General features: G+C 68.9%; 28 protein-coding genes and 2 pseudogenes. 20 read left to right on the forward strand and 10 right to left on the reverse strand.

All coding sequences use genetic code 11. From position 1 onward, the window contains the following. Positions 1-11 precede the first annotated feature (11 nt). The 16 genes and pseudogenes from cheB to HB662_RS29260 all read left to right on the forward strand — a co-directional run. Positions 12-1,097 (forward strand): chemotaxis-specific protein-glutamate methyltransferase CheB, encoded by a 1,086-nt coding sequence (cheB, locus tag HB662_RS16040; RefSeq protein WP_168050798.1) that lies wholly within the window; start codon positions 12-14, stop codon positions 1,095-1,097. A 17-nt stretch (positions 1,098-1,114) separates the two neighbouring features. Further along, positions 1,115-1,753, forward strand: a complete 639-nt coding sequence (locus HB662_RS16045; RefSeq protein ID WP_168050799.1) for a HEAT repeat domain-containing protein — start codon at positions 1,115-1,117, stop codon at positions 1,751-1,753. Beyond that, positions 1,753-2,640: a CheR family methyltransferase gene (locus HB662_RS16050; protein WP_168050800.1), complete on the forward strand. Its 888-nt coding sequence runs from the start codon at positions 1,753-1,755 to the stop codon at positions 2,638-2,640. The genes HB662_RS16045 and HB662_RS16050 overlap by 1 nt, the downstream gene beginning before the upstream one ends. Before the next feature lie 2 nt (positions 2,641-2,642). Next, positions 2,643-3,083, forward strand: coding sequence for a response regulator (locus HB662_RS16055; RefSeq protein WP_168050889.1), 441 nt, complete (start codon positions 2,643-2,645; stop codon positions 3,081-3,083). Next, positions 3,080-5,398 (forward strand): chemotaxis protein CheA, encoded by a 2,319-nt coding sequence (locus HB662_RS16060; protein ID WP_168050801.1) that lies wholly within the window; start codon positions 3,080-3,082, stop codon positions 5,396-5,398. The genes HB662_RS16055 and HB662_RS16060 overlap by 4 nt, the downstream gene beginning before the upstream one ends. Before the next feature lie 28 nt (positions 5,399-5,426). Then, positions 5,427-5,684 carry a hypothetical protein gene (locus tag HB662_RS16065; protein ID WP_168050802.1) on the forward strand — a complete coding sequence of 86 codons (258 nt, stop codon included), beginning with the start codon at positions 5,427-5,429 and terminating at the stop codon, positions 5,682-5,684. Between the two features lie 3 nt (positions 5,685-5,687). Then, positions 5,688-6,059, forward strand: a complete 372-nt coding sequence (locus HB662_RS16070; protein ID WP_168050803.1) for a response regulator — start codon at positions 5,688-5,690, stop codon at positions 6,057-6,059. Positions 6,060-6,061: 2 nt separating this feature from the next. Next, positions 6,062-6,502: a hypothetical protein gene (locus HB662_RS16075; RefSeq protein WP_168050804.1), complete on the forward strand. Its 441-nt coding sequence runs from the start codon at positions 6,062-6,064 to the stop codon at positions 6,500-6,502. Further along, entirely contained in the window at positions 6,499-7,644 is a 1,146-nt protein-coding gene (locus HB662_RS29960) for a methyl-accepting chemotaxis protein (protein WP_168050805.1), read from the forward strand. Before HB662_RS16075 ends, HB662_RS29960 begins: the two co-directional genes overlap by 4 nt. 60 nt (positions 7,645-7,704) lie before the next feature. Beyond that, positions 7,705-9,213 (forward strand): ATP-binding protein, encoded by a 1,509-nt coding sequence (locus HB662_RS16085; protein WP_168050806.1) that lies wholly within the window; start codon positions 7,705-7,707, stop codon positions 9,211-9,213. Beyond that, entirely contained in the window at positions 9,191-9,592 is a 402-nt protein-coding gene (locus HB662_RS16090) for a response regulator (protein WP_168050807.1), read from the forward strand. Before HB662_RS16085 ends, HB662_RS16090 begins: the two co-directional genes overlap by 23 nt. After that, a complete protein-coding gene (locus HB662_RS16095; RefSeq protein WP_168050808.1) occupies positions 9,589-10,443 on the forward strand; it encodes an STAS domain-containing protein in 855 nt (284 codons plus the stop codon). The genes HB662_RS16090 and HB662_RS16095 overlap by 4 nt, the downstream gene beginning before the upstream one ends. Continuing rightward, the gene (locus tag HB662_RS16100; protein ID WP_168050809.1) at positions 10,443-10,808 is read left to right on the forward strand and encodes an STAS domain-containing protein; all 366 of its coding nucleotides are present in this window, start codon (positions 10,443-10,445) and stop codon (positions 10,806-10,808) included. Before HB662_RS16095 ends, HB662_RS16100 begins: the two co-directional genes overlap by 1 nt. Before the next feature lie 56 nt (positions 10,809-10,864). Beyond that, a complete protein-coding gene (locus HB662_RS16105; protein WP_209443303.1) occupies positions 10,865-11,230 on the forward strand; it encodes an anti-sigma regulatory factor in 366 nt (121 codons plus the stop codon). Continuing rightward, the gene (locus HB662_RS16110; RefSeq protein ID WP_168050810.1) at positions 11,218-12,240 is read left to right on the forward strand and encodes an ATP-binding protein; all 1,023 of its coding nucleotides are present in this window, start codon (positions 11,218-11,220) and stop codon (positions 12,238-12,240) included. The genes HB662_RS16105 and HB662_RS16110 overlap by 13 nt, the downstream gene beginning before the upstream one ends. 282 nt (positions 12,241-12,522) lie before the next feature. After that, positions 12,523-12,624: pseudogene (locus HB662_RS29260) on the forward strand (IS481 family transposase); the annotation flags it as partial. Positions 12,625-12,713: 89 nt separating this feature from the next. On the opposite strand, the pseudogene HB662_RS30070 reads toward HB662_RS29260, so the two are convergent. The 4 genes and pseudogenes from HB662_RS30070 to HB662_RS16130 form a co-directional block, all read right to left on the reverse strand. Continuing rightward, positions 12,714-12,953: pseudogene (locus HB662_RS30070) on the reverse strand (IS3 family transposase); the annotation flags it as partial. Further along, positions 12,950-13,243: a transposase gene (locus tag HB662_RS30075; protein ID WP_408871632.1), complete on the reverse strand. Its 294-nt coding sequence runs from the start codon at positions 13,241-13,243 to the stop codon at positions 12,950-12,952. The gene HB662_RS30075 and the pseudogene HB662_RS30070, both read right to left, overlap by 4 nt. A 35-nt stretch (positions 13,244-13,278) precedes the next feature. Further along, positions 13,279-14,432 (reverse strand): IS3 family transposase gene (locus HB662_RS16125; RefSeq protein ID WP_168050812.1). Its coding sequence is split into 2 segments (ribosomal slippage): positions 13,279-14,183 and positions 14,183-14,432, totalling 1,155 coding nucleotides; the frame shifts between segments, so codons are not numbered across the junction. 27 nt (positions 14,433-14,459) lie between these two features. Continuing rightward, on the reverse strand, positions 14,460-14,618 hold the full coding sequence (locus HB662_RS16130; RefSeq protein WP_209443305.1) for a hypothetical protein: 159 nt from the start codon (positions 14,616-14,618) through the stop codon (positions 14,460-14,462). A 245-nt stretch (positions 14,619-14,863) separates the two neighbouring features. On the opposite strand from HB662_RS16130, the gene HB662_RS16135 reads away from it, so the two are divergent. Then, positions 14,864-15,346, forward strand: a complete 483-nt coding sequence (locus HB662_RS16135; protein WP_342449521.1) for a phage tail tube protein — start codon at positions 14,864-14,866, stop codon at positions 15,344-15,346. Between the two features lie 68 nt (positions 15,347-15,414). Here the strand turns inward: HB662_RS16135 and HB662_RS16140 are convergent, their stop codons facing one another. Further along, positions 15,415-16,392, reverse strand: coding sequence for an alpha/beta hydrolase family protein (locus HB662_RS16140; protein ID WP_168050813.1), 978 nt, complete (start codon positions 16,390-16,392; stop codon positions 15,415-15,417). 191 nt (positions 16,393-16,583) lie between these two features. Here HB662_RS16140 and HB662_RS16145 point away from each other — a divergent pair, with 191 nt between their 5' ends. The 3 genes from HB662_RS16145 to HB662_RS16155 all read left to right on the forward strand — a co-directional run bounded on the left by HB662_RS16145 (position 16,584) and on the right by HB662_RS16155 (position 17,753). Then, positions 16,584-16,934, forward strand: a complete 351-nt coding sequence (locus HB662_RS16145; RefSeq protein WP_168050814.1) for a hypothetical protein — start codon at positions 16,584-16,586, stop codon at positions 16,932-16,934. A gap of 164 nt (positions 16,935-17,098) precedes the next feature. Then, positions 17,099-17,251 carry a hypothetical protein gene (locus tag HB662_RS16150; protein ID WP_168050815.1) on the forward strand — a complete coding sequence of 51 codons (153 nt, stop codon included), beginning with the start codon at positions 17,099-17,101 and terminating at the stop codon, positions 17,249-17,251. A gap of 178 nt (positions 17,252-17,429) precedes the next feature. Next, positions 17,430-17,753, forward strand: a complete 324-nt coding sequence (locus HB662_RS16155; RefSeq protein WP_168050816.1) for a hypothetical protein — start codon at positions 17,430-17,432, stop codon at positions 17,751-17,753. Between the two features lie 86 nt (positions 17,754-17,839). On the opposite strand, the gene HB662_RS16160 is transcribed toward HB662_RS16155, so the two are convergent. From HB662_RS16160 to HB662_RS16180, 5 genes are all read right to left on the reverse strand, one after another. Next, positions 17,840-18,628, reverse strand: coding sequence for a substrate-binding domain-containing protein (locus HB662_RS16160; RefSeq protein ID WP_168050817.1), 789 nt, complete (start codon positions 18,626-18,628; stop codon positions 17,840-17,842). A 134-nt stretch (positions 18,629-18,762) separates the two neighbouring features. Continuing rightward, a complete protein-coding gene (locus tag HB662_RS16165) occupies positions 18,763-19,431 on the reverse strand; it encodes a DsbA family protein (protein ID WP_168050818.1) in 669 nt (222 codons plus the stop codon). After that, on the reverse strand, positions 19,428-21,602 hold the full coding sequence (locus HB662_RS16170; RefSeq protein WP_168050819.1) for a protein-disulfide reductase DsbD family protein: 2,175 nt from the start codon (positions 21,600-21,602) through the stop codon (positions 19,428-19,430). Before HB662_RS16170 ends, HB662_RS16165 begins: the two co-directional genes overlap by 4 nt. After that, entirely contained in the window at positions 21,599-22,993 is a 1,395-nt protein-coding gene (locus HB662_RS16175; RefSeq protein ID WP_168050820.1) for an ATP-binding protein, read from the reverse strand. The genes HB662_RS16170 and HB662_RS16175 overlap by 4 nt, the downstream gene beginning before the upstream one ends. Next, positions 22,990-23,655: a winged helix-turn-helix domain-containing protein gene (locus HB662_RS16180; protein WP_168050821.1), complete on the reverse strand. Its 666-nt coding sequence runs from the start codon at positions 23,653-23,655 to the stop codon at positions 22,990-22,992. Before HB662_RS16180 ends, HB662_RS16175 begins: the two co-directional genes overlap by 4 nt. Between the last annotated feature and the right edge of the window lie 162 nt (positions 23,656-23,817).

The raw sequence follows: 23,817 nt of genomic DNA on the forward strand, positions 1-23,817 counted from the left end.
GGATCAGGCCGATGCCAAAGCTGCTGATCGCCGACGACAGCGCGCTGATGCGCAAGTTTCTCGGCGAGATATTTCGCATCGAAGGCGATTTCGAACTCGCCTTCGCACGCAATGGACTTGAGGCGCTGGCGATGGCGCACAGCTTCGCACCGGACGTGATAACGCTCGACGTGAACATGCCCGAGATGGATGGCATCACCTGCCTGAGCCGGATAATGGTCGAGTGCCCGAAGCCGGTTGTGATGGTCTCCTCGCTGACCAGCCAGGGCGCGGAGGTGACGTTGCAGGCGCTGAGTCTTGGCGCCATAGACTTCATCGCCAAGCCCGACGGAACTGTCTCGCTGCACATCGACAAGATCCGCGGCGCGCTGGTCAGCCGGGTACGCAACGCGGCGAGTACCAGGATCCGCGCCAGCCGGAACCTGCTCGAGCGGTTGCGCCACGGTGCCGAAGCCGGCGGCACCTCTACTGCCCGCGCATCGCGCGGGACCGTCGCAAGGGTCGGTACCGGGGCCTCGGGACCGGTTCGTGGCGTCGTGTTGATCGGCGTCTCGACCGGCGGACCGTCCGCGATCGAGACGATCCTGCCACGCCTGGCCGAGGACTTTCCCTGGCCGATCGTGGTCGCGCAGCACATGCCGGAGAGCTTCACCGGTGTCTTCGCTCGGCGGATCGATAGCCTCTGCCAGATCCGGGTGGTCGAGGTGTCGCGGGCAACGCCGCTTGCTGCCGGAATGGCCTACGTCGGCCGGGGCGACGCTGACATCGTGCTGACCACCCGCGCCGGCGCATTGCACGCGGTGCCGATGCCGGCCTCGGCCCGACACGTGTGGCACCCAAGCGTCGAGCGTCTCGTGACGAGTGCGATGGACCAGGTCCCTGTGCAGAATCTGCTTGGCGTGATGCTCACCGGGATGGGCGACGATGGCGCCGAAGCGATGACTGATCTGCGTGCGCGCGGCGGCAGGACCATTGCGGAGGCGGAGGAAACCGCGGTGGTCTGGGGCATGCCGGGCGAATTGGTGCGGCGTGGCGGTGCCAATCTGGTGCTGCCGCTGCACCGCATCGCCGACCAGATGGCGCGATGGACGAACTGACATGAGGGAGCGCTAACATGGCATTCGTCAGGGCCGCCGTACCGGGCCTTGCGCCGCCACCGGCAGCGACGGTGGAGGAGCGGGTCGCCCGCCTTGCAGATGCCGATCCAACCGTGCGCCGGCTTGCGGCACGCAGCCTGGCGGACGCGCCCGTGGCAGCCGCCGCACTGGCTGCGCGCATCGAGGACGAGGCTGATCTCCGTGTACGGGAGGCGCTGTTCGGCAGCCTCGTGTCGATCGGCGGCACCGATGTCGCGGCGCTGATGGCGCCCTTCCTGCGCAGCCAGGATGCCGGCCTGCGGAACGGCGCATTGGAATCGTTGAAGCAGATCGGCGCGGAGTCCTGCCGTGCCGCAATCGATGCTTTGGTGGTGGACGCGTCCCCGGATGTGCGGCTGCTTGCCATTGAGGTCACGCGCGCCTGGCCTGGCCCGCTGGCCGAGCCACTCCTGCGCCAGCTGATCGAGACCGATCCGCATGTGAATGTCTGCGGCGCCGCAGTGGATGTTGCGACCGAGCTTGGCAGCGCTGCGCTACTGGCGCCGCTCGCCGCCCTTCGGGCCCGCTTCGTCGATGAGCCCTTTCTCGCTTTCGCGGTCGATGTGGCGCGCGCGCGGATTGCGGGCTGGCAGCAGCCTTCGGGGCCGAAGCGCTGATGCCCCCACTCTCCGCGACCGCAACGGGAAGCCGTGCCGCGCTGGACGCCGCCGGCATTACTGAATCCGACTACCTGCGCTTCTGCGAGTACTTCTATCGCCGAACCGGAATCGCCTTCGGCGACAACAAGCGCTACTTCGTCGACAAGCGCCTGATCGAGCGCATGCACGCCACCGGACATGGCAGCTTCGAACCCTACTTCCTGAGCCTCAGGCGCTTCGATGCCCAGGCCGAGATCGAGCGCCTGACCAACCTCCTGACTGTCAACGAGACGTATTTCTACCGCGAGGATCACCAGTTCCACTGCCTCAGCGCCAGCATCCTGCCGGAGGTCACCGCGGGGCGCCGGCATGGTGACCGCGTACGCATCTGGTCGATGCCGTGTTCGACCGGCGAGGAGCCCTACTCCATCGCGATCCACCTGCTTGAGAATTGGGCGCGGGTGGATGACTTCAACATCGAAATCATCGCCTCCGACATCGACACCAAGGTGCTGCGTTCGGCCGCCGAGGGCCTGTATGACGCGCGCTCGCTGCATCGTCTGCCGCGCGACCTCGTGCGGCGCTACTTCGTGACCGAAGGCGCGGACCGCTTCCGCCTGATCGATGCGATCCGGCAGTCGGTCAGCTTCACCACGCTCAACGCGAGCGATCCGGCAGCGATGCGCGCCTATGCCGGCGTCGATGTGATCTTTTGCCGCAACATGCTGATCTACTTTGACGACAAGTCGCGCAAGCAGGTCGTTGAGTCATTCTACGACAGTCTGACCGAAGGCGGTTTCATCTGCCTCGGCCACTCCGAGTCGATGAGCAGAATCTCGCCCATCTTCAAGGCCCGCGCCTTCGCCCAGGCCATCGTCTACCAGAAACCCGGAGGTCCGCGGTGACCATGCCAGACAGCCCGGCGCAGGACAGAACGGCCGGCGCCGACGCGCCCGCGAAGATCCTCGTGGTCGACGACGCAACCGTGGTGCGGCTCTACTACGGCCAGACCCTGGCTGCCGAGGGTTACGCGATGGCCGAGGCCATCAATGGCCAGGAAGGGATCGAGCGCGCGCTTTGCGAGCGCTTCGACCTCTGCGTGGTCGACGTGAACATGCCGGTGATGGATGGCTATGCCTTCGTGCGCGCGCTCCGCGCCGAACCCGCGACGGCCGCAACACCGGTTCTGATGACCAGCACCCAGTCGGGCGACGTGGATCGCCGGCTGGCGGTCGAAGCAGGGGCGAATTTCTACCTGGTCAAGCCGGTGCAGCCGGCGGCCCTCGCCGCAACGGTCGCCGCCATGATCGGCCGCCGACCCGCGCCCCAGGAAGGATCGAGCGCATGAACGAGCTGCTGGCCAGCTTCGTCACCGAAGCGCGCGACCTGCTGGCGGAGGCCGCCGAGGATCTGCTGGCGCTGGAGCGCACACCTGACGACGAGGCCGCGATCAACCGCCTGTTCCGCTCTGTGCATACGCTGAAAGGCTCGTCGGGACTGTTCGACGTGGCGCCGCTGACACGCATTCTGCACGCGGCCGAGGACATGTTCCAGGCGGTGCGCGAGCAGGGCGTGGCGCTGAGCGCCGAGATGGTGGACGTGGCGCTGCGCACGCTGGACCAGACCGGGCTCTGGATCGACGCGCTGGAACGCAACCAGACCTTGCCGGACACCGCGGCCGCGGCGTCGCAGACCCTGGCGGCCACGCTCCGGGCGGCATTCGGCTCCGTCGCCACTGGCGGTGCAGCAGCCACGGCGGCGAGCCCGGACACCGCCCCGGAGGCAGGCGCAGCCGCCGAACTCCTGGCCTGCTTCGACGCGACGCTGCGCCGCGTGCTGTCGCGCGAGTCCGGCTCCTTCCGACTGATCACCTATGAGCCTGACGAGGCCTGCTTCTTCAAGGGAGAGGACCCCTTGCATCTGGCGCTGCAGATCCCGGGCATGGCAGCGCTGGCCAGCACGGCGCGCAGCCCCTGGCAGACGCCGGACGCGCTCGACCCGTTCATGTGCAATCTGCGCTTCCACGCCCTGTCCCGCGCCGGCCACGACACGTTGGAGGCGCTGTTCCGCTATGTGCCTGAACAGGTCACGATCCTCGACATCCCGGCGGCCGCGTTGCTCCATGCGATTCCGGCAGGCGCTGCGCCGGCCACGCCCGCGGCCAACCCGCTGACGGGGGAGTTGCTCTCGGCCCAGCTCGCGCTGCTCGATGCCCCTGCGCCGGAGGCGGAACGCGCCGGCCGCTGGGCGGCGGCGGCGGACGTCGCGCGCCATGTGCTCCAGGCCGACGGCCATAACGCCGCGGCAGCGTCGGTCGCGGCGGCGCATGCCGAAGCCGAGGCAGCATGCCTGCCCGGCCGGCTGCGATCCGCGATCGCCGACGTGCTCGCCAATCTCGCAGCCGTTGTTCCTGCCTTGGCCGCCGCGCCGGCCATGCCCGGCCGGGATGCCCAGGCCCGGCCCGCCGCCGAGCCACCGGAGCGTACGGCACCGCGCACGTTGCGGATCGACCAGGAGAAGATCGACCAGATGATGAATCTGGTAGGCGAGCTGATCGTCGCGAAGAACAGTCTTCCCTTCCTCGCCCGCCGCGCCGAGCAGCAGTTCGGCCAGCGTGAACTGGGGCGCGAGATCCAGGACCAGTACAGCGTGATCGACCGCATCGCGCAGGAGCTGCAAGGCTCCGTCATGGCGGTGCGGATGATGCCCATGGGTCAGGTCTTCCAGCGATTTCCGCGCCTGGTCCGCGACCTCGCACGGAAGCTCGGCAAGCAGGTCGAGCTGGTGATCGAGGGCGAGCAGACGGAAGCCGACAAGAACGTCATCGAGACCCTGTTCGACCCGCTGCTGCACATGGTGCGCAACTGCCTTGACCATGCCGTGGAGCCACCCGCGGAGCGCATCGCGCTGGGCAAGCCGGAGACCGCGATCGTCAAGCTCGCCGCCCGGCAGGACAGCGATCAGGTCGTGATCGAGATCATCGACGACGGGCGCGGACTGGACCCCGAAAAGCTGAAGCGCAAGGCCTATGAACGCGGCCTGATCGATGAGGACCGAATGGCCGCGATGAGCGACCATGAGGCCCGCATGTTGATCTTTGCCGCCGGATTTTCAACCGCCGCGACGATCTCCGACGTATCCGGCCGCGGTGTCGGCATGGATGTGGTGCGCAATGCGGTGGAGAAGGCCGGCGGGCGCGTAGCGCTGTCGAGCGAGCTTGGGCGTGGGACGACGGTACGGCTCAACCTGCCGCTCAGCATGGCGGTGACGCGGGTGATGACCGTGACGCTGCATGAGCGGCTGTTCGGCATCCCGATGGACCTGATCCGGGAGACGGTACGCGTGCCGGCGGCAGACATCCTGCGTATCAAATCAAGCGAAGCCTTCCTGCTGCGTGACCGGGTGGTACCGCTGCTCCGCCTGGCCTCGCTGCTCGAGATGACGGAGCCAGAAGCTGCCGGGGATGATGTCGCGGTGCTGGTGGTACGGGTTGGCGGGCAGACCATCGGGCTCGGCATCACTGCATTCGGCGAGGGCATGGAAGTCATTCTTAAACCGCTGGCTGGCATGCTGGCCGCTCTCGGCGGCTACGCCGGCACCGCGCTCCTCGGCGACGGGCGGGTTCTCCTGGTGCTCGATCTGAAGGAGTTGATCGCGACATGACCACCCTGCACCGGCCGGCCAAGGCGCCATGAGCATCCGACGCGACGGCGACGGCATCCTGCTCGAGGGCGTCTGCCCGATCGAGGATGCCGAGGCCATGCTGCGCCACGCCCAGGAGGGTGCCGGCTTTGTCGACTGGAGCGGCTGCACGCATCTGCATGCGGCCTGCCTGCAGGTGCTGCTGTCCAGCGGCCTCGCCTTGCGCGGCACGCCGGCCTCGCCGCTTCTCGCCCAATGGCTGGTGCCCATGCTGCCGGTCGCAAGCACCCAACTGAGTGAGGCCTGAGCCATGGCTGCCGTCCTGGTACTCGACGATTCCGCGACCATGGTCATGAGCCTCTCGCGCATCCTGAAGAACGCCGGCCACACCGTCGATACCGGCGCCGATGGGCGCGAAGGCGTGGCCAAGCTGACTGGCGGGTTGAAGCCGGCAATCATCCTGACCGACCTGAACATGCCGAACATGGACGGCATCGCCTTCATCAAGGAGGCACGGCGCAACGCCGCCACGCGTTTCACGCCGATCGTGGTGCTGACCACGGAATCAAGCGCCGGCAAGCGTGAGGAAGCGCGCGCTGCCGGCGCCTCCGCCTGGTTGATCAAGCCGACGGAGCCGAATGCGCTGCTCTCCACCTTGAAGCAGTTACTGCCGGCGGCATGAGCATGGCCTCGGCTCATTCGCCCAGCTCGGCATCGGCCGCGGCCGACGCCGAGGAACGCCTGGCTTGCGCGGTCCTCGCCGCGCAGGTGCTTGCATTGCGCGAGGAGTTTCGTGTTGTCGCACTGTCGGACCAGATCTGGACCGCAAGCGAGACGCTGACGCGCCTGGCCGATCCGGCGGCGGCAGTCGATGCCGCGACGCTGGAGCAGGTCGCGCGCATGCTGGAGACCCATGCCTTCCTGCAGGCCCAGAGCTTCGACCGCGCCAGCCAGATGGCCGATACCGTGGCCACCGGGCTGCGCGCGCTTGCCGCCTCCGAACGGCCGCCGGGCGCCCGCCTCGCCGCGCTTGACCTGCTAGGGCTGTATGTCTGCGAGGAGCAGCGCCGCGTTCATGATGCGGTGGTCAACCCGATGCCGGACAGCCCAAGGGAAACATCGTGAACGGACGCGAAGCCTGTTTCCCGCTCGGCCATGGCGCAGCCGGAATCGCGATCCTGGTTTCGGCTGGGTCCTCGCTGCCGGTTACGCTGCTGGGCGCCGCCGTCACCACGCTCTCGATCACCGCGCTGCTGCTGCGCCGCCCCTGGAGGCGCCAGGCCCCGGTCGGCGTGCTGGAATCATCCAACGATGCCGACGCCGTGGCACCGCTGGGGCATGACGGCATGGCGCTCGCCGTCGCCTCGGGCGGCACGTCGCGCGACATGGAAACCGCGCTGCGCCTGCTCGGCTCCACCATCGTCGAACAGGTGGATACCTCGGTACGCACGGTGCTGGAGGAAAACCACCAGATGCGCGAGATGGCGAGTGAGATGGCCTCCGCGGCGGAGCAGGCCAAGACACAGTTCTACCACTCCATGCAGCGCGCCACGCAATCCGAAGCGAGCATCGAGGAACTGCAATCCTTCAGTGGCGAGCTTGCCGGGTCGATCGGGGTGATCGGCGCGGCGGTCGGCAGTTCCATCGCCATCGTCAAGGACGCAACCGCGCGTGCGGCCGCGACGCGCGCCTGCGTGGAGACCATGGCGCAGCTATCGGACGCGGTTGCCGAGGCAATCCGGATGATCGACCAGATCGCGCGGCAGACCCGGATGCTGGCGCTCAACGCCACGATCGAAGCAGCACGCGCCGGTGCCGCCGGCAGCGGCTTCGCAGTGGTGGCTGAAGAGGTCAAGCAACTCGCGAGACAGACCGCGGAAGCAACGCAGACCATCGGTGCCAAGCTGGCCGAACAGAATGCCATGGTGGCGAGCGTCGTTCTTTCACTGCAGGAGCTGACGGGTACGATCGAGAGCGTCGACCAGGCCAGCGGATCCATCGGCCGCGCCATTGCGGACCAGGAAGGCATCGCGCTGCGCGTCACCTCCAGCCTCACGCAGATGCGCGACGCCGTCTTCACCCTCTCGCGTGAGATACGCGAAGCGGCACAGATCGCGGCCAATAGCGGAATGCTGTCGGACCTGGTCCTGGAGACTGCGAATTCCGTCGATGGGCTGATGAACGGTCTCAAGGTGAAGCTAAGCGATATCGGTGAGGGCATGATCCCGAACGGTTCGGACGCCGCCCGCCGGCGTGACGCGGCCTGATCGGCCATGCCCGGCCGGCTTTGCCCTGGGTCATCCACATCGCCAGGCGGCGGGGCGCGCATGGCGCGCGCGCTGGGGCTGGCGCGGATCGCCTGCTTCGAGATGGAAGCGGGAAAGGACGGTGCCTGGCGCTGGTTCGGTGCGACCTTCGGCATCACCGGCGTCGACGGGCCGGAGGGGCGCGCGCGGCTGCTGGAGGCCGTCTTCGATGCCGACCGCCCGAGCCTATGGGTCTTGTTGAGCGAGGAAGGCGCTGCAGCCGCAGACAACGGCCTGCTGAGCGTGGAGATCCGCATCCTGACCGCGCATGGCGGCAGCCTGGACCTGCAATGCGAGGTCACGGCCGAGCCTGCGTCGCCGTTCGGGCCGGCCACCCTGATCGGCACCATCCGCGACGTCACCCACGAACGGCGCTTCGAGGCCGACCTCAGCGAGCTGGTGCGGCACAACCACCTGCTTCTGGCGACCATCGATGCCTGTCCGCTCAGCATCACGGTTTCCGACATGACGCGGCCGGACGCGCCGCTGATCTATGCCAACCGGCGGTTTCTCGAGATCACCGGCTACCAGGCCGATGAAGTGATCGGGCACAACTGCCGCTTCCTCCAGGGTCCGGGTACGGACCGCACGGCGGTGGAGCGCATCCGCGGCGCGATCGCGCGCGGAGAGCAGACCGAGCTTCGGCTGCTGAACTACACGCGGGCCGGCGAGCCCTTCCTCAACAACCTGATGCTGTCGCCGTTGCGCGACGAGGCCGGCGCGCTCAGCGCCTATCTGGGCCTGCAGGAGGATGTGACACTTGAGGCCGCGCGGAGCGAGGCCGAGGCGCAGCGCCAGAAGATGGAGGCGCTCGGGCGGATGATGGGCGGGGTGGCGCATGAGGTGAACAACATGCTCCAGCCGATCGCCCTGCTCGCGCAGCATCTGCTCGACGCCGGGCTCGCGCAGGGCGAGGCGCGCGAGCATGTAGAGGTGGTACTGGATTGCAGCCTCAAGGCGCGCCAGATCATTGGCGACCTGCTCACCTTCTCCCGCCCTGCCACCCGCCTTGCGCAGCGCCACGCGGCCGCGGCACTGATGCAGGACGCCCTGCGCCTGGTGCGCCCGGCGCTGCCCGCCGGCATCGCCCTGGTGGTGCAGATCCGCGAGACGCTGCCGGATGTGGCCATCGAGCGCACGGTCTTCGCACAGATCGTCCTGAACCTTGCCACCAACGCGGCCGCAGCCATGCAGGGCAGCGGCCGCCTGTCAGTTACCGTCGAGCCAATGCCATCGGCGCTGCCGATCGAGGCGCCTTCCCTGGCTGGCGGGCTCCGGATCCGCGTCATCGACACCGGCTGCGGCATGGACCGCGTGACCCTCGACCGTGCCTTCGAACCCTTCTTCACCACCAAGCCGGTCGGCCAGGGCACCGGGCTTGGCCTGCCGATGGTCTATGGCCTGGTCCGCGAAGCCGGCGGCAGCATCACGTTGCAAAGCCAGCCTGGAATCGGGACCGCCGTGACGATCCTGCTGCCCCCTGCCCCGCCCGAGGAGATGCCCGCCCATGGCCACCATCCTGGTCATTGAAGACGTGTCCGCCGTGCTGCTTTCGCTGCGCATCGTGCTGCAGGGCGCCGGCCACAAGGTTACCGGAGCCGGGGACGGAGCCGCTGGGCTTGAGCTGATTGCGGGCGGCGGCTTCGACCTCGTCATCACCGATATCTGGATGCCGGGCCTGAGCGGTGCCGAGGTCATCCGTGCCGGACGCGCGCAATCGCCGCGCACGCGCTTCCTGGCGATCAGCGGCGGCGATCCGAACAGCGAGTCTCGCCCCGAATGCCTGGCCTCGGACGCTTTCGGCGCAGACCGCCTGCTGTCGAAGCCCTTCGAGAAGGAGGCCCTGCTGCGCGAGGTCGCCCTGCTGCTCGATCCCGCCCCTGCCAACTCACAAGGAAGGACTCCATGAGTGACACCCCGGATGCGGCTGGTCCGTCGCATCGTATCGCGCTGTGCCTGCGGGAACACCGAGCCGCCATTCTCCGACAGTGGTTTGCCCATCTGGTGGAGGACGGCCAGATCGCGCGGATCGATGCGGAGACGCTGCGCGACCTCTCGACCCGCCTGCTGGATGAGTTGATCGGCGCGCTCGACCAGCCGCATCGCCGCGATCTCGCAAAGGGCATGGCCGATCTTCTCTCAGGCATCTCCATCGATTTCGTCGAGCGCGGCTTCACTCCCTCACGGACCGCCACCTTCATCTTCAGCCTCAAACACCCGATCTTTCCGCTATTCGCGCAGGACCCCGCAGCGCAGTTCGAGGTGCTCGGCTGGATCGACCGGATGGGCCTGCACAGCATCGATGCCTTCATCGCGCGTCGCGAGGCGGTGATCAGGCGGCAGACGCAGGAACTGCTCGAGGTCTCGGTACCGGTGGTGCCGCTTGCGGAGGGCATTCTCTCGCTGCCGATCATCGGCACGCTCGATTCCGGACGCGCGCAGGCAATCACCGAGAAGCTTCTGTCGGAGATCGCACGTACCGCCTCGCGCTACGCAGTCCTCGACATCAGCGGGGTGCCGACGGTCGATACCCAGACGGCGCAGTATCTCGCCAGGACCGCTGCGGCGGCGCGGCTGATGGGCTCCGAATGCGTCATCACCGGCATCCGCCCGGCGATCGCGCAGGTCATGGTGGCGCTCGGCATCGATATGGCATCGATCGAGACTCGCTTCTCGCTGGCGGATGGGCTGCGCCATTGCCTCGGGCAGCAGGGCCTGGAGATCGCGCCGCGGGCCCCTGCCCTGCGCGGCATCGGCTGATGGCCGGCGCCACCATCATCGCCATCGGCGGTACACTCATCGTGACGCTGCACGACGACGCCGCCTCGACCGAGGCCGACGACCTCATGGCGCTGGTCTGCGGACGCATCGTGGCACATGCGGCGAACAACGTCGTGATCGACATCGCGCCACTCTCGATGGTGGACAGCTACCTCGCGCGGACGCTGGGCGGCCTGGCGGCCGCGGGCCGGCTCCTCGGGGCGGAGACGATCCTTGCCGGGATGCGGCCGGAGGTCGCGATCGCGATGGTGGAGCTCGGCACGGACCTGCCCGGTCTCCGCACCGCGATGAATGTCGAGCTGGCCATGGCCGCGCTGGGGCCGCATCATCGGCCAAGCCGTTGATCGCGGCCGGGGCGTCTTCCGATGGCGCGAGCCTTGTCCTTCCCATCGAAACCGCGGTGAGCCTGGTCGCGGTGCAGCGCGCGGTCACCGGGGCGGCGGGACTGATCGGCCTCGGCCTGGTCGAGAAGACCAAGCTCCTGACCGCCAGCAGCGAACTCGCGCGCAACATCCTGGTCCATGCCGGCAAGGGCGAGGCCCGGATCGACACCATCGAGGGTCTGCCCCGCAGCGGCATCCGCATCAGCTTCACCGATAGCGGCCCGGGCATCACCGACATCGACCGAGCGATGCAGGATGGCTTCAGCAGTTCGCGTGGCATGGGTCTCGGCCTGCCGGGAAGCCGCCGGCTGGTGCATGAATTCGCCATCGATTCCACGCCGGGACGGGGCACACGCGTCGTGATCGCCATATGGAAGCGGTAGCACGACCCGACCACCAGCACCTGGCGGTGACCGTGGCCCTGGCGCCAGATGTTCTGGAGGCACGCAACACCGGCCGCGCGATGTGCGAAGGCACGACCCTGTCGCCGACGCAGCGGGAGCGCGTCGCGCTTATCGCTACGGAACTGGCCACCAATCTGGTGCGTCACGCTTCCGCCGGGGGCACCATGCTGTTCCGCAGGATCGATGGGCGCGCCGGGGTGGAGTGCCTCTGCCTCGACCGCGGGCCTGGCATGGCGGATATCGCAGTGGCGCTGCGGGATGGCGCCAGTGGAGGGCCGGGGCGCGGCGAAGGGCTCGGCGCGGTGCGGCGGCTCAGCGACGCCTTCGACATCCACTCAAGACCCGGCCTCGGCACCGCCATCCTCGCGCGCGTCTCGGCGGAAGGCGATGAGGAGGCGGGACGGGCCGGGCCCGGTGTCGGGGCCGTGATGCTCGCAATGGCCGGAATGGAACAGTGCGGCGATGGCTGGATGGTGCGGCCGGACGGGCTCGTGGTCGTTCTCGACGGGCTGGGCCACGGGCCGGAGGCCTCGCTGGCGGCGCGGCGGGCGGAGGCCAGCGTGATGCACGGAGATCCGGACCCGCTCCACCTGCTGCACGCCATGCACGAGGCGCTGCGCGGCACCCGCGGCGCGGTGGCATTTGTCGCCCGGCTCGAAGCCGATGCCGTGGAATTCGCAGGCGTCGGGAACATCGCGGGCGCCATCATCGGCGGGGACGGCATCCGGCGGCTGCATAGCAGTTGGGGGGTGGTCGGCGGTCGTCTTGGCACGCCAGGTCGGCGCCGCATGCCCTGGAAGGCCGGCGAGGCGCTGTTGCTGCACAGCGATGGCGTGAGCCGGGCTGCGGAAGCCTATGCGGCGGCGCATCTGCGCTATGCCGATCCGACGCTGGCCTGCGCCATCGCGCTGCGCGACGGCACCACGAAGCTGGATGACCAGACCGTGTTCATCGCCCGGCATGGAGGGATAGAGAGCAGGCCTCATTGAGATTGACGTGTTCCCCGCGGTTCCGGCCAGGGATGCGATAGGCCCGCGACGCCAGGAGCCACCCGGTTCGCGGCGAACCCACGGTCGGGCGATTTGCGGCACTATCCGGACGCAAGAAAGCCGCCTTCGGAGTGGTTCTCCGAGGCGGCTTGGAATGCGGTGATTTGGATAGGTGTTTGGGAGGCGGGGACAGGGTTCGGCTTATACCGAACGAAACTTGGCTAGGTGTTTGGTCCCACGGTTTGATGGTGCGATCCTTTCGAACGAGTGGAAGGAGGCACTATGGGCCAGGTTCGTCACGGCAGCCCCACGACCACGCACGCCGTCAGAGCAGCAATACAGCGATCGCAGGCTTCGCTCTCGCCGCTGAGCCGCCAACTGGGTGGAGGCGAGGGCGACGACGGTGCCCTCATGGGCGCGGATCGGCGCCTGCCGGTGTGGGGCTGAAGCAGCCATGAGGAGAGGCGCATCAGCCGGAAGATGCGCTTGTGATTGATCAGGGGCTCGTCGGAGCTGCGCCTGGAGCGGTTCAGCAGGGCGGTGACGCGCCGGTAGCCGTAGGTCGGGCGAGCGTCGGTGATTGCTCGGATCTCGGCCAGCACGGCCTCGTCCTCGGCACGGCGGTAGGGGCCACGCCGCGGCCGGTCGGGGCGCCGGAGTTCCTCGACCAAGTTGGACCTGGCGACGCCGAGTGTGTCGGCCACGGCCTTCACCGGGAACCGCCCCGTGGCGGCGACGGCAAGCGCAACGCCTGTTTTTTTGGGCGTGCGGCTTCCAGGGCCTCGCGGAGGATCTCGGTTTCCATGGTCTTGCGGCCGAGGAGGCGCTCCAACTCACGCACCTTCGCCTCGAGCTCGCGGACACGGCTCGCGGCCACCACGTCCTCGTCAGCCCTGACCGCCTCCAGGCCACCCTCGGTCATGCGTCGCCTCCACCCGAAGAGAAGGCTGGGGGACACGCCATGGAGCCGGGCGACGGCGGAGACCGTCATGCCGGGCTGCATCGTCTGGCCTGCTGGCGGTTCGCTGGACACCCAGTTTAGCCTGAACTGGCCAAGCGCTCGAACGCCACGGGGCTGAGATAGCCGATGGCCGAGTGACGTCGCGTCGGATTGTAGAACCGCTCGATGTAGTCGAACACTTCTGCCCAGGCGGCGTCGCGAGTACGGTAGATCTTGCGAGCAAGGCGCTCGGTCTTCAACGATGAGAAGAAGCTCTCCATCGCGGCGTTGTCCCACACATCGCCCGATCTGCTCATCGAGCAGGTGACGCCGTGGTCGGCCATCAGCCGCTGGAAGCCCTCGCTGCTGTACTGGCTGCCCCTGTCCGAATGGTGCAGGAGGGCTCTTGGCCTGCCACGTCGCCAGATGGCCATAACCAGGGCATCGGTGACTAGCTGCGCCGCCATCGTGGCACTCATCGACCACCCCACGACGCGGCGTGAGAAAAGGTCGATGACGACTGCGACATAGAGCCAGCCCTCCGCGGTCCAGATATAGGTGAAGTCGGCCACCCACTTCTGGTTCGGAGCCTCCGCCTGGAACTGGCGGTCCAGGATGTTGGCTGGGACGACGCCTGATGCCCGCTCGCCCCTGTCCGGCGGCAGGCCACGTCGCCGCGGCCTGGCCCGAGGCGCGCCCTGGCGCATCAGCCGCTCGATCTTGTGCAGCCCGCAATTGACGCCGTCCGCCAGGACGTCGTGCCAGACGCGGCGGGCACCATAGGTCCGGTCGCTCGCCAGAAAGCTGGTGCGGGCCATCGCGCCAACCCGCTCGTCGTCGAGGGCGCGTTGGCTCGGCTTGGGGGTCAGCCAGGCATGGAAGCCGGAGCGCGATACACCCAGCGCCGAGCACAGCCAGGACAGCGGCCAGATACCCTTGTGCTTCGCGATGAAGGCGAACCTCTTGTCGCATCTCTCGCGAAGTAGGCCGCGGCCTTTTTTAGGATGTCACGCTCTGCCTTGAGCTTGGCGACCTCCCGCCGGAGACGGCCAATCTCCTGCTGCTCAGGCTTTACCTGGCCATGGCCAGGAAAGGCGTGTCGCGGGTCCGCCTCGGTCTCCCGCATCCAGCGGCGCAGCACGCTCTCCGCGATCTCGAGGTCGCGACAGGCCTGAGCCACCGCAACCCCGCGATCTCTGACCAACTTTACCGCCTCGAGCTTGGACTCGCGGCTGAACGTCCTTCGTCCCATCCCAGGGCCTCCGATCGGGTGAAAACCTTATCCAGGTGTCCACCAAACCGGCAGCAGGCCACACTGCTGCTTCAGCGTGGTCGTCGGCGCCGCCTGCAGCGCGGCGAGGCGACTCAGTACCTGCGTCGGCGGGATCTTCGGGATGGTGGGCGCCGGCACGGGCGCGGCGGTCGATCGTCTGGTCATGCGAGTCCCTTCCTGTTGGGGTTCGCATGCAGGCGCTACCTGGCGGTGGAGTGTACTGGCACGACCAACTTCATCCACACCTTCGCCTCGGGCGCGGCGTCGCTGCCTAGCGACGCGATGGAGATCGGCAACCCGGACGCACCGTCCTTCGACGTCTGCACCGGCGTGCGTGTCGACACGCTGGAGATGGACTTCACGCCGACCGGCGCGGCGACGGCGACCTTCGGCTGCTGGGCCAGGGCTCGGTGCGCACCGTCGCCACGTCAGGCGGCACACCAACCAGCGCGGCGTACACCGCCTTCAACAAGGCGCAGGGCAGCATCACGCGCAGCGGCTCCGCGCTGGCGCAAGTCACCGGCGCCCGGCTGACCTATGCGAACGGAATGGAGGCGGTGCGCACCATCCGTGCCGATCGTCGCGTCGAAGGCGTGGATCCTGGCATCGCGCGTTGCACGGGCCAGATCACGGTGCGCTTCGTGAACACCACGCTGTTGGCGCAGGCACAGGCCGGCACCTCGGCGGAATCCGCCCTGGCCTTCACCATCGATGCCAACCGCAGCCTGACGATCACGCTGCACGAGGTCAATCTCGCGGCGGCCAAGACGCCGATCGAGGGGCCGGCCGGGCTCGAGGCCAGCTTTGACTTCCGGGCGGCGTTCAACGCGACTGCGACGCGGATGATGACGGCGGTGCTGCGGAACCAGCAGGCGGGGCCAGAGTATACCTAGGATTGGCGAGGCACCCTGAGGATTCGTCCAGAACGAAAGTCGGATTCCTAACTTCTTGGCGGCGAGGCTCACGGCCGTAGTGCATCCGTCATGAATCGCACCATCTCGGCGTTGAATCGCGCATGAAACACAGCTCGGTCAAAGCCTGGCCTGTTCTCGCAGATCGCCGGCGCGACGCGGGCCAGCCCCTCCGGGCAGGGTGCCATGAAGTCAAAATGTCCGGCACCGGCCACCCTGTGGAACTCCGGCGCCCGAGGCAGGGCGGCTCGCACAGGTTCCGCATAGTGTGGCGCAGGCAGTATGGCATCCTCCTCCGCCTGCCAGAGCTGCACGGGCATGGTCAGTTCGGCCAAGGATCCGGGGCCGAAGGTGTAGCCGAGCGCCGGCGCGGCTAAGACCAACGCACGCAGTGCGCGCGGCGCGCGCGTCAAGACCGGCGGTGTGATGGAGGGCGTTGCGGCGGCGATCAACCGGCACTCGAAGAAACTGGGATGCTCCGCGCAATGCACTACGACCCGGCTGCGATCCGGTGTTCCGCCCGCCGCCACCAGCACAGTGAAGGCGCCAGCCGAATAACCGAAGGCGCCAATCCGGTCGGGATTCACGGCACCGGGATCCCAATGGTCCGCAACGTAGTCAATCACCGCCGCGAATTGGCGCGTGCGGGCGCCAAGATCAGCGGCGCCGCTGCGGTCGCGCGTGTTGTCGCCAGTGTGGGTCGGTGCGGCTACGACGAAGCCTGCCTGGGCAAGGGCGAAGGCCGTGTCCACATGTCCGGTGAACGAGCTGCTGCTGCCATGCGAGATGACGATGAGTGGCAGGTTGCGGCCCTGCACCGGGGCCCCCGGCGCTAGATCCTGGCTCAAGACGTCGAGCCGTGTGGCACGTGGCGTCACACTCTCCGCCGGGTACCACAGGGCAGTTTCAATCGGGGCGGCCGTGCCGTTCGGCACCGCGATTACCGCGAACCCCACGACCCCATTCTCGGCCCGGGCCGGAACACAGGCGGCAAGAAGTACAAGCACGACGACCTGGAGGAGGCGCATCCATCGATCCTTCGGGACGAGGTATCGCCCAATCCTCTGTAGCGCGACCGGCCTCCGCGCTGCGTTACGTCTGGAACACCCAGGCTTCCATCGAGTGAGGGTCCTGTCCTGGCTCAGCGTAATGCCTGACTTTCCTCTGCCGCCGTGCTGCGCGACGGCGCAGCACCAAATGCAATCCAGCGGAGAATCTGATGCTCACCCTCGACCTGCCGCGCGGCGTGCGCGTGGAAATCCGCCCCGTCAACACCGCCGTCATGGCCGCCGCCGAGGCCGGCTCCGCCCGCCGCCTCGGCGCGGTGCGGGCCGCGGAGGCCGACCTCGACCCCGACATGGCGCGCGGCATGGCCTTCGCCTTCCTGGTCAAGGCGCTGGCCCGCCACGCCGTCACCGCCTGGGAGGGTGTCGGCGACGCCGCCGGCAAGCCGCTGCCGCTCTCGCCCGAGGCTGTCGAGCGGCTGATGGACATCGACGAGATGGCTGCTGCCTTCTGGGATCGCGCCATCGGCCCGGTTGCCGCCGTGGCCCTGGAGGGAAACGGCTAAGGGTCCGGGCCGAATGGCACTTCGGCCAGGGAACTGACTACTGCCGCGGCTGCGCGGCGCTCGATCGCGACTGCGGCCTCGCCTGCCCCTACGCCGCGCATGCCTCTGCCAGCGTCGAGGGCGCTGCAGCTTGGTCCGCCGGCACCACCTGCGCCACGGCGACCATGGCGGGCCTTGATCTCGACATGCCGGCGGCGCTGACCACCGCCCGCGAGATGGGCGCCTCCGGCTGGGCTGCCGTCGAACTGCTGCTGGCCCTGCGCATGGGCCTCGCCGCCGGCAGCGCCGCTCGACGCACTGATCCCCGCGGGTCCTGACCGCCCGCAACGCCGAGAAGCTCTACACCGGGCTGAACGTCATCCGGCAGACGCTGTCGGACTGGCCCTCCGAGGCCGACATCGGCATCACCGTGCGCAACGTCGGTGCCCCGCAGATCGAGCTGCGACGGGTGGAGGGCTTCACCATCGGCATGCGCACGCTGGGAGATGGCGCGGGGTGGAGGACAGCACCTTCACGCTGGGTCGCATCGTCAACAACCGCATCGGCCTCGACATCTGGTGCGCGACGGCCACGGCCTGGAACACCTCGATCCGCTACTATGGCGGCCACTTCGCCCAGGCCACCGGCGTGAATGCCTTGCAGGACCGGTTTGGCGTGCGCTTCGGCAATGCGGTCGGCGTCTATTCCAACCACAACCGCCACGTCTTCGACGCGCCGAACTTCGAGCTCCGCCAGGCCGGCAGCAACATCGCCATCCCCTTCCTGAACCAGACCTCGGGCAGCGCCATCATCGCGCGCAACATGCGCATGGAAGCCTGATCGCCGCTGGCGGCACGGCACACCGCCGGGGCGCAAGACTGCGAGTACGACATCGCCTGGACCAACACCTACATGGTGGGCATCGACTACACGGCAATGTGGTGATCAACCGGCATCGGGCGCCGGCGTCGCGGTTCCAGCGCTTCCTGGCCGGCGTGCCGAACACTCGGGCCGCGGCCTTCCGGCAGTCGGCGACCGAGGTCGGCGTTGAAGGGCTGATCACGATCGCCACCTCCACCACCACCACAACCTTCATGGCGGATTTCTGCTTCAACGGGCTGACTGACTTGACGCCGACTGATCGCGCCGTGACGCTGGCGGCGAACCGTGGGCTGGGCTGGATGCTCGACACGTCCCAGGCGGCGGAATTCGCGCTGGCACACTGGCTGACGAGTAGCGCTTCGGGCGGTCGGCTCTTCGTGCGCGTGTTCGACGGCGCCGGTGGCCAGGATGCACGCCTGCCCCGGTGGACGCGACAGCAAGTCCCGCAGGCCGGTGATGGTGCGCGGATTGCCGACCCGCACGAGCAGTGCGGCGGGCCGGACGAACAGCGTGGTGCGGGTCGCAGCCTCCAGCAGGTCGCGGAACTGCGCCATGAAATCGTCCTTCATGTATTCGGCGCCGGAGAAAACGAGATCGGCCTCTCGGGCCACGCGCCCGGCCCAGCCCGGTGTAGGGCCAGCGATGACCTCGACCGGCACGCGCTGGGCGGCGCGAAAGGCCTCAGCCGCGGCGCGCATGGCCGGGGCGGGCCCGCCGGGACCGAAGACGCGGATCGGCGCGGTCTTCTGCGCGGCCGCGACACGCGCTATGGACAGCGTCGTAGCGCAGGCCTGCTGCGCCTTGGAGCATAGCACGGCGGCCATGTGCGACATTATCGGAAGAACTCATGCGAAGATCCTTTCGATCGATGAGGCAGTAGGCCCCGAGTGAAGCCGCCGACAGGCGAGCCTTGCGTGCAGCATGGCGGAGGTGCCGCGTGCGATGTTCGCGCTGGCTCGGCTCGGCACTATTGCTGCGCGGTTCGACCGCGGGCCTTGGCTACCGTCTCCACCAGGTTCTCGTAGGTCATAGCGCCCGGCACGAGATACGACCCGATGATGAAGGCAGGCGTGCCTTGCAACCCAATCGACAGGGCCTGCATGGCGACGCGCCCCAGGCTCTGCTCTATCTCGCCGCCTTGGGCCGAAAGGTCCGCGTCCATCCGCGCCAGGTCCAACCCACCCTCCTCCGCCGCCGCGCGGATTTTGGAATCGTCGAGCTGCCGGCCGACCTTGAACAAGGCATCATTCACCGGCGCGAAGCGGCCCTGCAGATGGGCCGCCAGCGCCGTCCGCGCGGCGCCGACCGAAGGCCCGCCGAAGACCGGCCATTGCTTGGCGACCAAGCGGATATCGCGATCCTCCGACAGCAGCATCTCCGTCAGCGCGTGCATCCGGATGCAGTAGGGGCAGCGGTAGTCGTAGAACTCGACGATGGTGAGCCCGCCGGCCGGATTGCCGAGCACGGGGTCGCGTGGATCGCGGAACAGCGCCTCCGCGGCCGCTGCGGCCTGCTCCCGGTCTTCGCGGCCCTCGGCGGCGCCAAAGAAGAACTTGCGGGCGAAGATGCCGCCGCCGATTGCGAGGCCCGTCAGGCCGAGCATTCCGGCGGTCCGTCGATTGAACGTCAGCGTCATGGCTGGGATCCTCTGCTTTGTCGTGAGATCAGCGCGGCCGCCTGCGGGCCGGCACCCGCGGCGGCGTCCAGCGCCTCCAGCACCCGCGCCCGGGACAGCAGTTCCGGCAGCACGATGCCGTCCGGCGCCGCGGGTCCGTAGACGGCGGTGAAGGGAATGCCGTAGCGGCCGAAGCTCTGGAGATAGGCGGTGATGGCGGGGTCGGGCCGGGTCCAGTCGGCCAGCATCGGCGCGACGCCGGCAGCCGCCAGGCGTTCGCGCACCGTGGCGTCGGCCAGCACAACCCGTTCATTGACCTTACAGGTGATGCACCAATCGGCGGTGACCTCGACGAACACCACCTCGCCGCCGGCGACGCGGCGGGTGATTTCGGTGGTGTCGAAGTGGGTCCAGTCCAGGCCGGCGACGGCGCGGGGAGCCGCATCCGGGGTGGCGGGCGGCGCGGTGGCGGCCAGCGGCGCCAGCAATGCCGCCGCGGCCAGCGCCACCGCCGAAAAGCTGGCGAGGCGCTGCCGCCCCACCGCCGACTGCCTGCTGGCGAGCATCAGGCCTAATGCGAGCATCAGCAACGCAACCAGCAGCGCCGTGAGCGCCCCAGCCTGCGCCGCCAGCACCGCCAGCAGCCAGGCGGCGGTCAGCAGCAGCGGCACCGCCAGCAGCCGGCGAAGCACCAGCATCCAGCGCCCCGGCCGCGGCAGCCGCGCGGCCACGCCAGGGAAGGCGGCGACGAGAAGGTAGGGCAGGCCCAGGCCCAGACCGAGGGCCGTGAACACCAGGTAGATCTCGGCCGGCCCCTGGGCCAGCGCGAAGCCCACCGCAGTACCCAGGAAGGGCGCCGAACAGGGCGTCGCCAGCAGCGTGGCGAAGGCCCCAGTGGCGAAATGCCCGGCCAGCGAACCGCCCTGTCCCTGCCGGCCGCCGTTCAGCCGGTCGGCCAGGGCGCGAGGCAGCGGAATCTCGAAGCCGCCCAGCAGGTTCACCGCGAACAGCGTCAGCAGTGTGACCAGCAGCACCAGGAAGACCGGCTGCTGGAACTGGATGCCCCAACCCACCGCCGCGCCGGCCGCCTTCAGCCCGACCATGGCGGAGGCCAGCACGAGGAAAGAGGCGACGATGCCGGCCGCCGAGGCCAGGAAGCCCAGCCGGATGGCGCGCGGCGCCGCGCCGCCCTGCCGCGCGAGGGAGACCAGCTTCAGCGACAGCACCGGCAGCACGCAGGGCATCAGGTTCAAGATCAGCCCGCCCAGCAGCGCCGTCGCCAGCATGGCCAGCAGCCCGACGCCGGCCGCCTCGGCCACGAAGCCGCCGGTATCGCCCGCTGGCAGCGCAGCGAGCCGCGCCTCCGCCATCACGGCGCGCGCGCCATCCACCAGGGTCAGCCCTGCGAGCAGCCCCTCCAGCGCCACGCCGGGCGGCAGCGGGGCGGTGAGCGGCGCGATCATCTCCACGCGGCGCCGGTCGTCGGTGAAGCGCAGCCGGGGGGCGCCGAACGCGATCGGCGGGTCGGTCTCGACGAACAGGTCTGGCGTGCCGAATGCCGTCGCGCCGGTCGCCACCACGCGCAGCGCGGGGCCTTCCGGGGTCTGCAGGATACCGGCATCGCCCAGCGCCAGGCCTGCCTCGGCGGGGGCAACCGGCACCCGGGCGCGGAAGGTCTCGATCCGCGCGTCGCCGGGCCCGGTGACGCCGGGCGTCACCTCAGCCGCGAAGGCGATCTCGACGCGGGTGCAGACATCGCTACAGACATAGACGGCGCCCTGCAGGTCGAGGCGAGCCGGTGCCCCCGGGTCGGCCAGCTGCACATCGATCGGCAGCACCACGTCGGCGCCGTAGCCGATGGTCTCAAAGCCCAGGAAATGCTGCCGCTCCGGCGCCGGCCACAGCAGCGTGGCGCGCGTCACATTGGTGGAGGCGGCGGTATCGATTTCGGCCGGAAAGCCGCCTTCGCCGGGCGTGCGCCAATAGGTTTTCCAGCCCGGCTGCAGATCAATCTCCAGCCCGAAGCGCGCCATGCCCTGCGCGTCCGCCTCGCCCTGCAGCAGCCGGATGGTGGCGCCGGGCGAGATCACCTCCTCCGCCTGGCCAGGCACGGCGCCGAGCATGAGCAGCGCCGCCAGGCTGGCGTGCAGCAGCAGGCTTTTCAGGGGCCGCCGGAGGAAAGCGAGGGTCATGGCACCTGCCTGAAAGGAGTGGGCAGCACCGCATCAGGTGCCGCATCGTCGGCCGGGACCCGCGTCGCCCCAAGCAAGATTTCCGCGCGCAGACCGCCGCCCGTTCGGTTCGCCAGATGCAAGCCGGCGCCGCAGCGGCGCAGCGCCTGCTCCGCGATGGACAGGCCAAGGCCGGTGCCGAGGCCGTTGCGATGGCGGCCGCGGAAGAAGCGCCGCGTCACCAGCGCCAACTCCTCCGCCGGGATGCCCGCCCCCTCATCCTCGATCGCCAGCGCGGTCCCATCGCGCTCCAGCGAAAGCCGCACGCGACCGCCGGTCGGCGTGTGCTGAATGGCGTTCTCAACCAGGTTGCGAAGGGCCGTGGCAAACAGGTGCTCATCGACACGCAGGAGGACCCCGTCGATCGCCGCGTCGGTCTCCAGCACGATGTCGCGCGCTCGGCAGGGCGCTTCCAGTGCCTGTTGCAGCCCGACGACCAAGGCACCCAGTGCGACCACGGCGAGCGCCGGCGGTGCCGCCTCGGCATCCAGGCGCGACAGATCGAGAAGCTGCCGCACCAGCCGCGTGGTGCGGTCGACCGAGACCAGGATCTGCCGCAGCGCCTGGCTCCGCATCGCGGGCTCCTGCGCCGCCAGCGCGACCTGCGCCTGGGTCCGCAGCCCGGCCAGGGGCGTCCGAAGCTCATGCGCGGCGAAATCGATGAACTGCCGCTCGCGCTCGCGCGCCGCCGCCAGGCGGTGGAATAGTCCGTTCAGTGCCTCCGCCACCGGGCGGATCTCGGCTGCGTCGGAGCCTGGATCGAGCGGCGCCAAATCCTCCACGTCGCGGGTGCGCAGCGTGCCGGCGATGCGGCGCAGCGGCGCCAGGCCACGGCCAACGCCGAGCCAGATCAGCAGCGCCAGCGCCGGCAGCACCAGCGCCACCGGCAGCAGCAGGCCGAGGATGACATCCCGCACCAGCCGGTCCCGCACGGCGACGTTGTCGCCGACCAGGATGCGCGCCTGCCCGCCCGGATCCTCGATGGCGAAGACGCGCCAGGTGACGCCGTCGATGACGGTTTCGGAGATGCCGCTGCGGAGCGAAGTCAGTGCCGCCTCCGGCGCATCCGCGGAACGGCCGAGCAGGCGGCCATCCAGTGACCATATCTGGCAGGAGAGCTGGCGCCCATAGCCGCCTTGCGCCGCTACCGGCAGTTGTGCCGCCGCACCAGGGTCGATCCGCTGGCCGGCGACCAGCGAGGCCACCATGCGCCCCGCTTCCACCAGCCGCGCATCCAGCGCACGGTCCAGCTCCCGTTGCGTGCTGATCCAGATCCAGCCGGCGGCAAACAGCCAGACCAGGCCGGTGGCCGCCGTCAGCAACAGGAAAAGCCGGGCGCGCATCGAGCTCATGGCCCCTCGCCACCCAGCCGATAGCCGGCGCCGCGCACGGTCTCAATGGCGTCGCGACCAATCTTGGCGCGGAGATTGTGCACATGCACCTCCACCGCGTTGCTCTCCACCTCCTCCTGCCAGCCATAAAGACGGTCCTGCAGCCGGTCCTTGGAGAGGATCGTGCCCGGACGCTCCATCAGCGCCTCCAGGATGGCGAATTCGCGCCGCGACAGGGCGATGGCCCGGCCCTCGTTCTCCAGACTGCGCCGCGCGGGGTCGAGGCGCAGGCCACGCCAGGCGAGCAGCGGGGCAGAGCGGCCCTGCGCCCGCCGGATGATGGCGCGCAGCCGCGCCGCGACCTCCTCCAGGTCGAAGGGCTTGCCGAGATAATCATCGGCACCAGTATCCAGCCCGGCGATGCGGTCGCCTACCGCATCGCGCGCCGTCAGCAGCAGCACCGGCGTGCGGTCGCCACGGCCGCGCAGCTCCTTCAACACCGAGAGGCCGGAGCCATCCGGCAGCATCAGGTCGAGCACCACGGCGCTGAAGCTGTTGGCCCGCAGGGCGGCGCGCGCATCCTCGCAGGTGCCGACCGTCTCCGCCGCAATGCCATGCAGCGACAACCCGGCGCGGATTCCGTCCGAAAGCACCTCATCGTCCTCGACCAGCAGGATTCGCATGCTTGACCCTTTCGTGCCGTCCGCTTGCCGGGCTTGGCTTAAGGCCACCTTAAGGTCTGCCGGCGATAGCGCAGGTCGGTGTCCGGTAGCGCGGGCATATCGGCGGGAGGATCGGCCTTGCGACAAGATTTTTATGGGACGACGCCAGCGACGGCCGCATCA

Origin of the sequence: Falsiroseomonas frigidaquae (assembly GCF_012163145.1) — a bacterium.
In the GTDB taxonomy this organism is placed as follows: domain Bacteria; phylum Pseudomonadota; class Alphaproteobacteria; order Acetobacterales; family Acetobacteraceae; genus Falsiroseomonas; species Falsiroseomonas frigidaquae.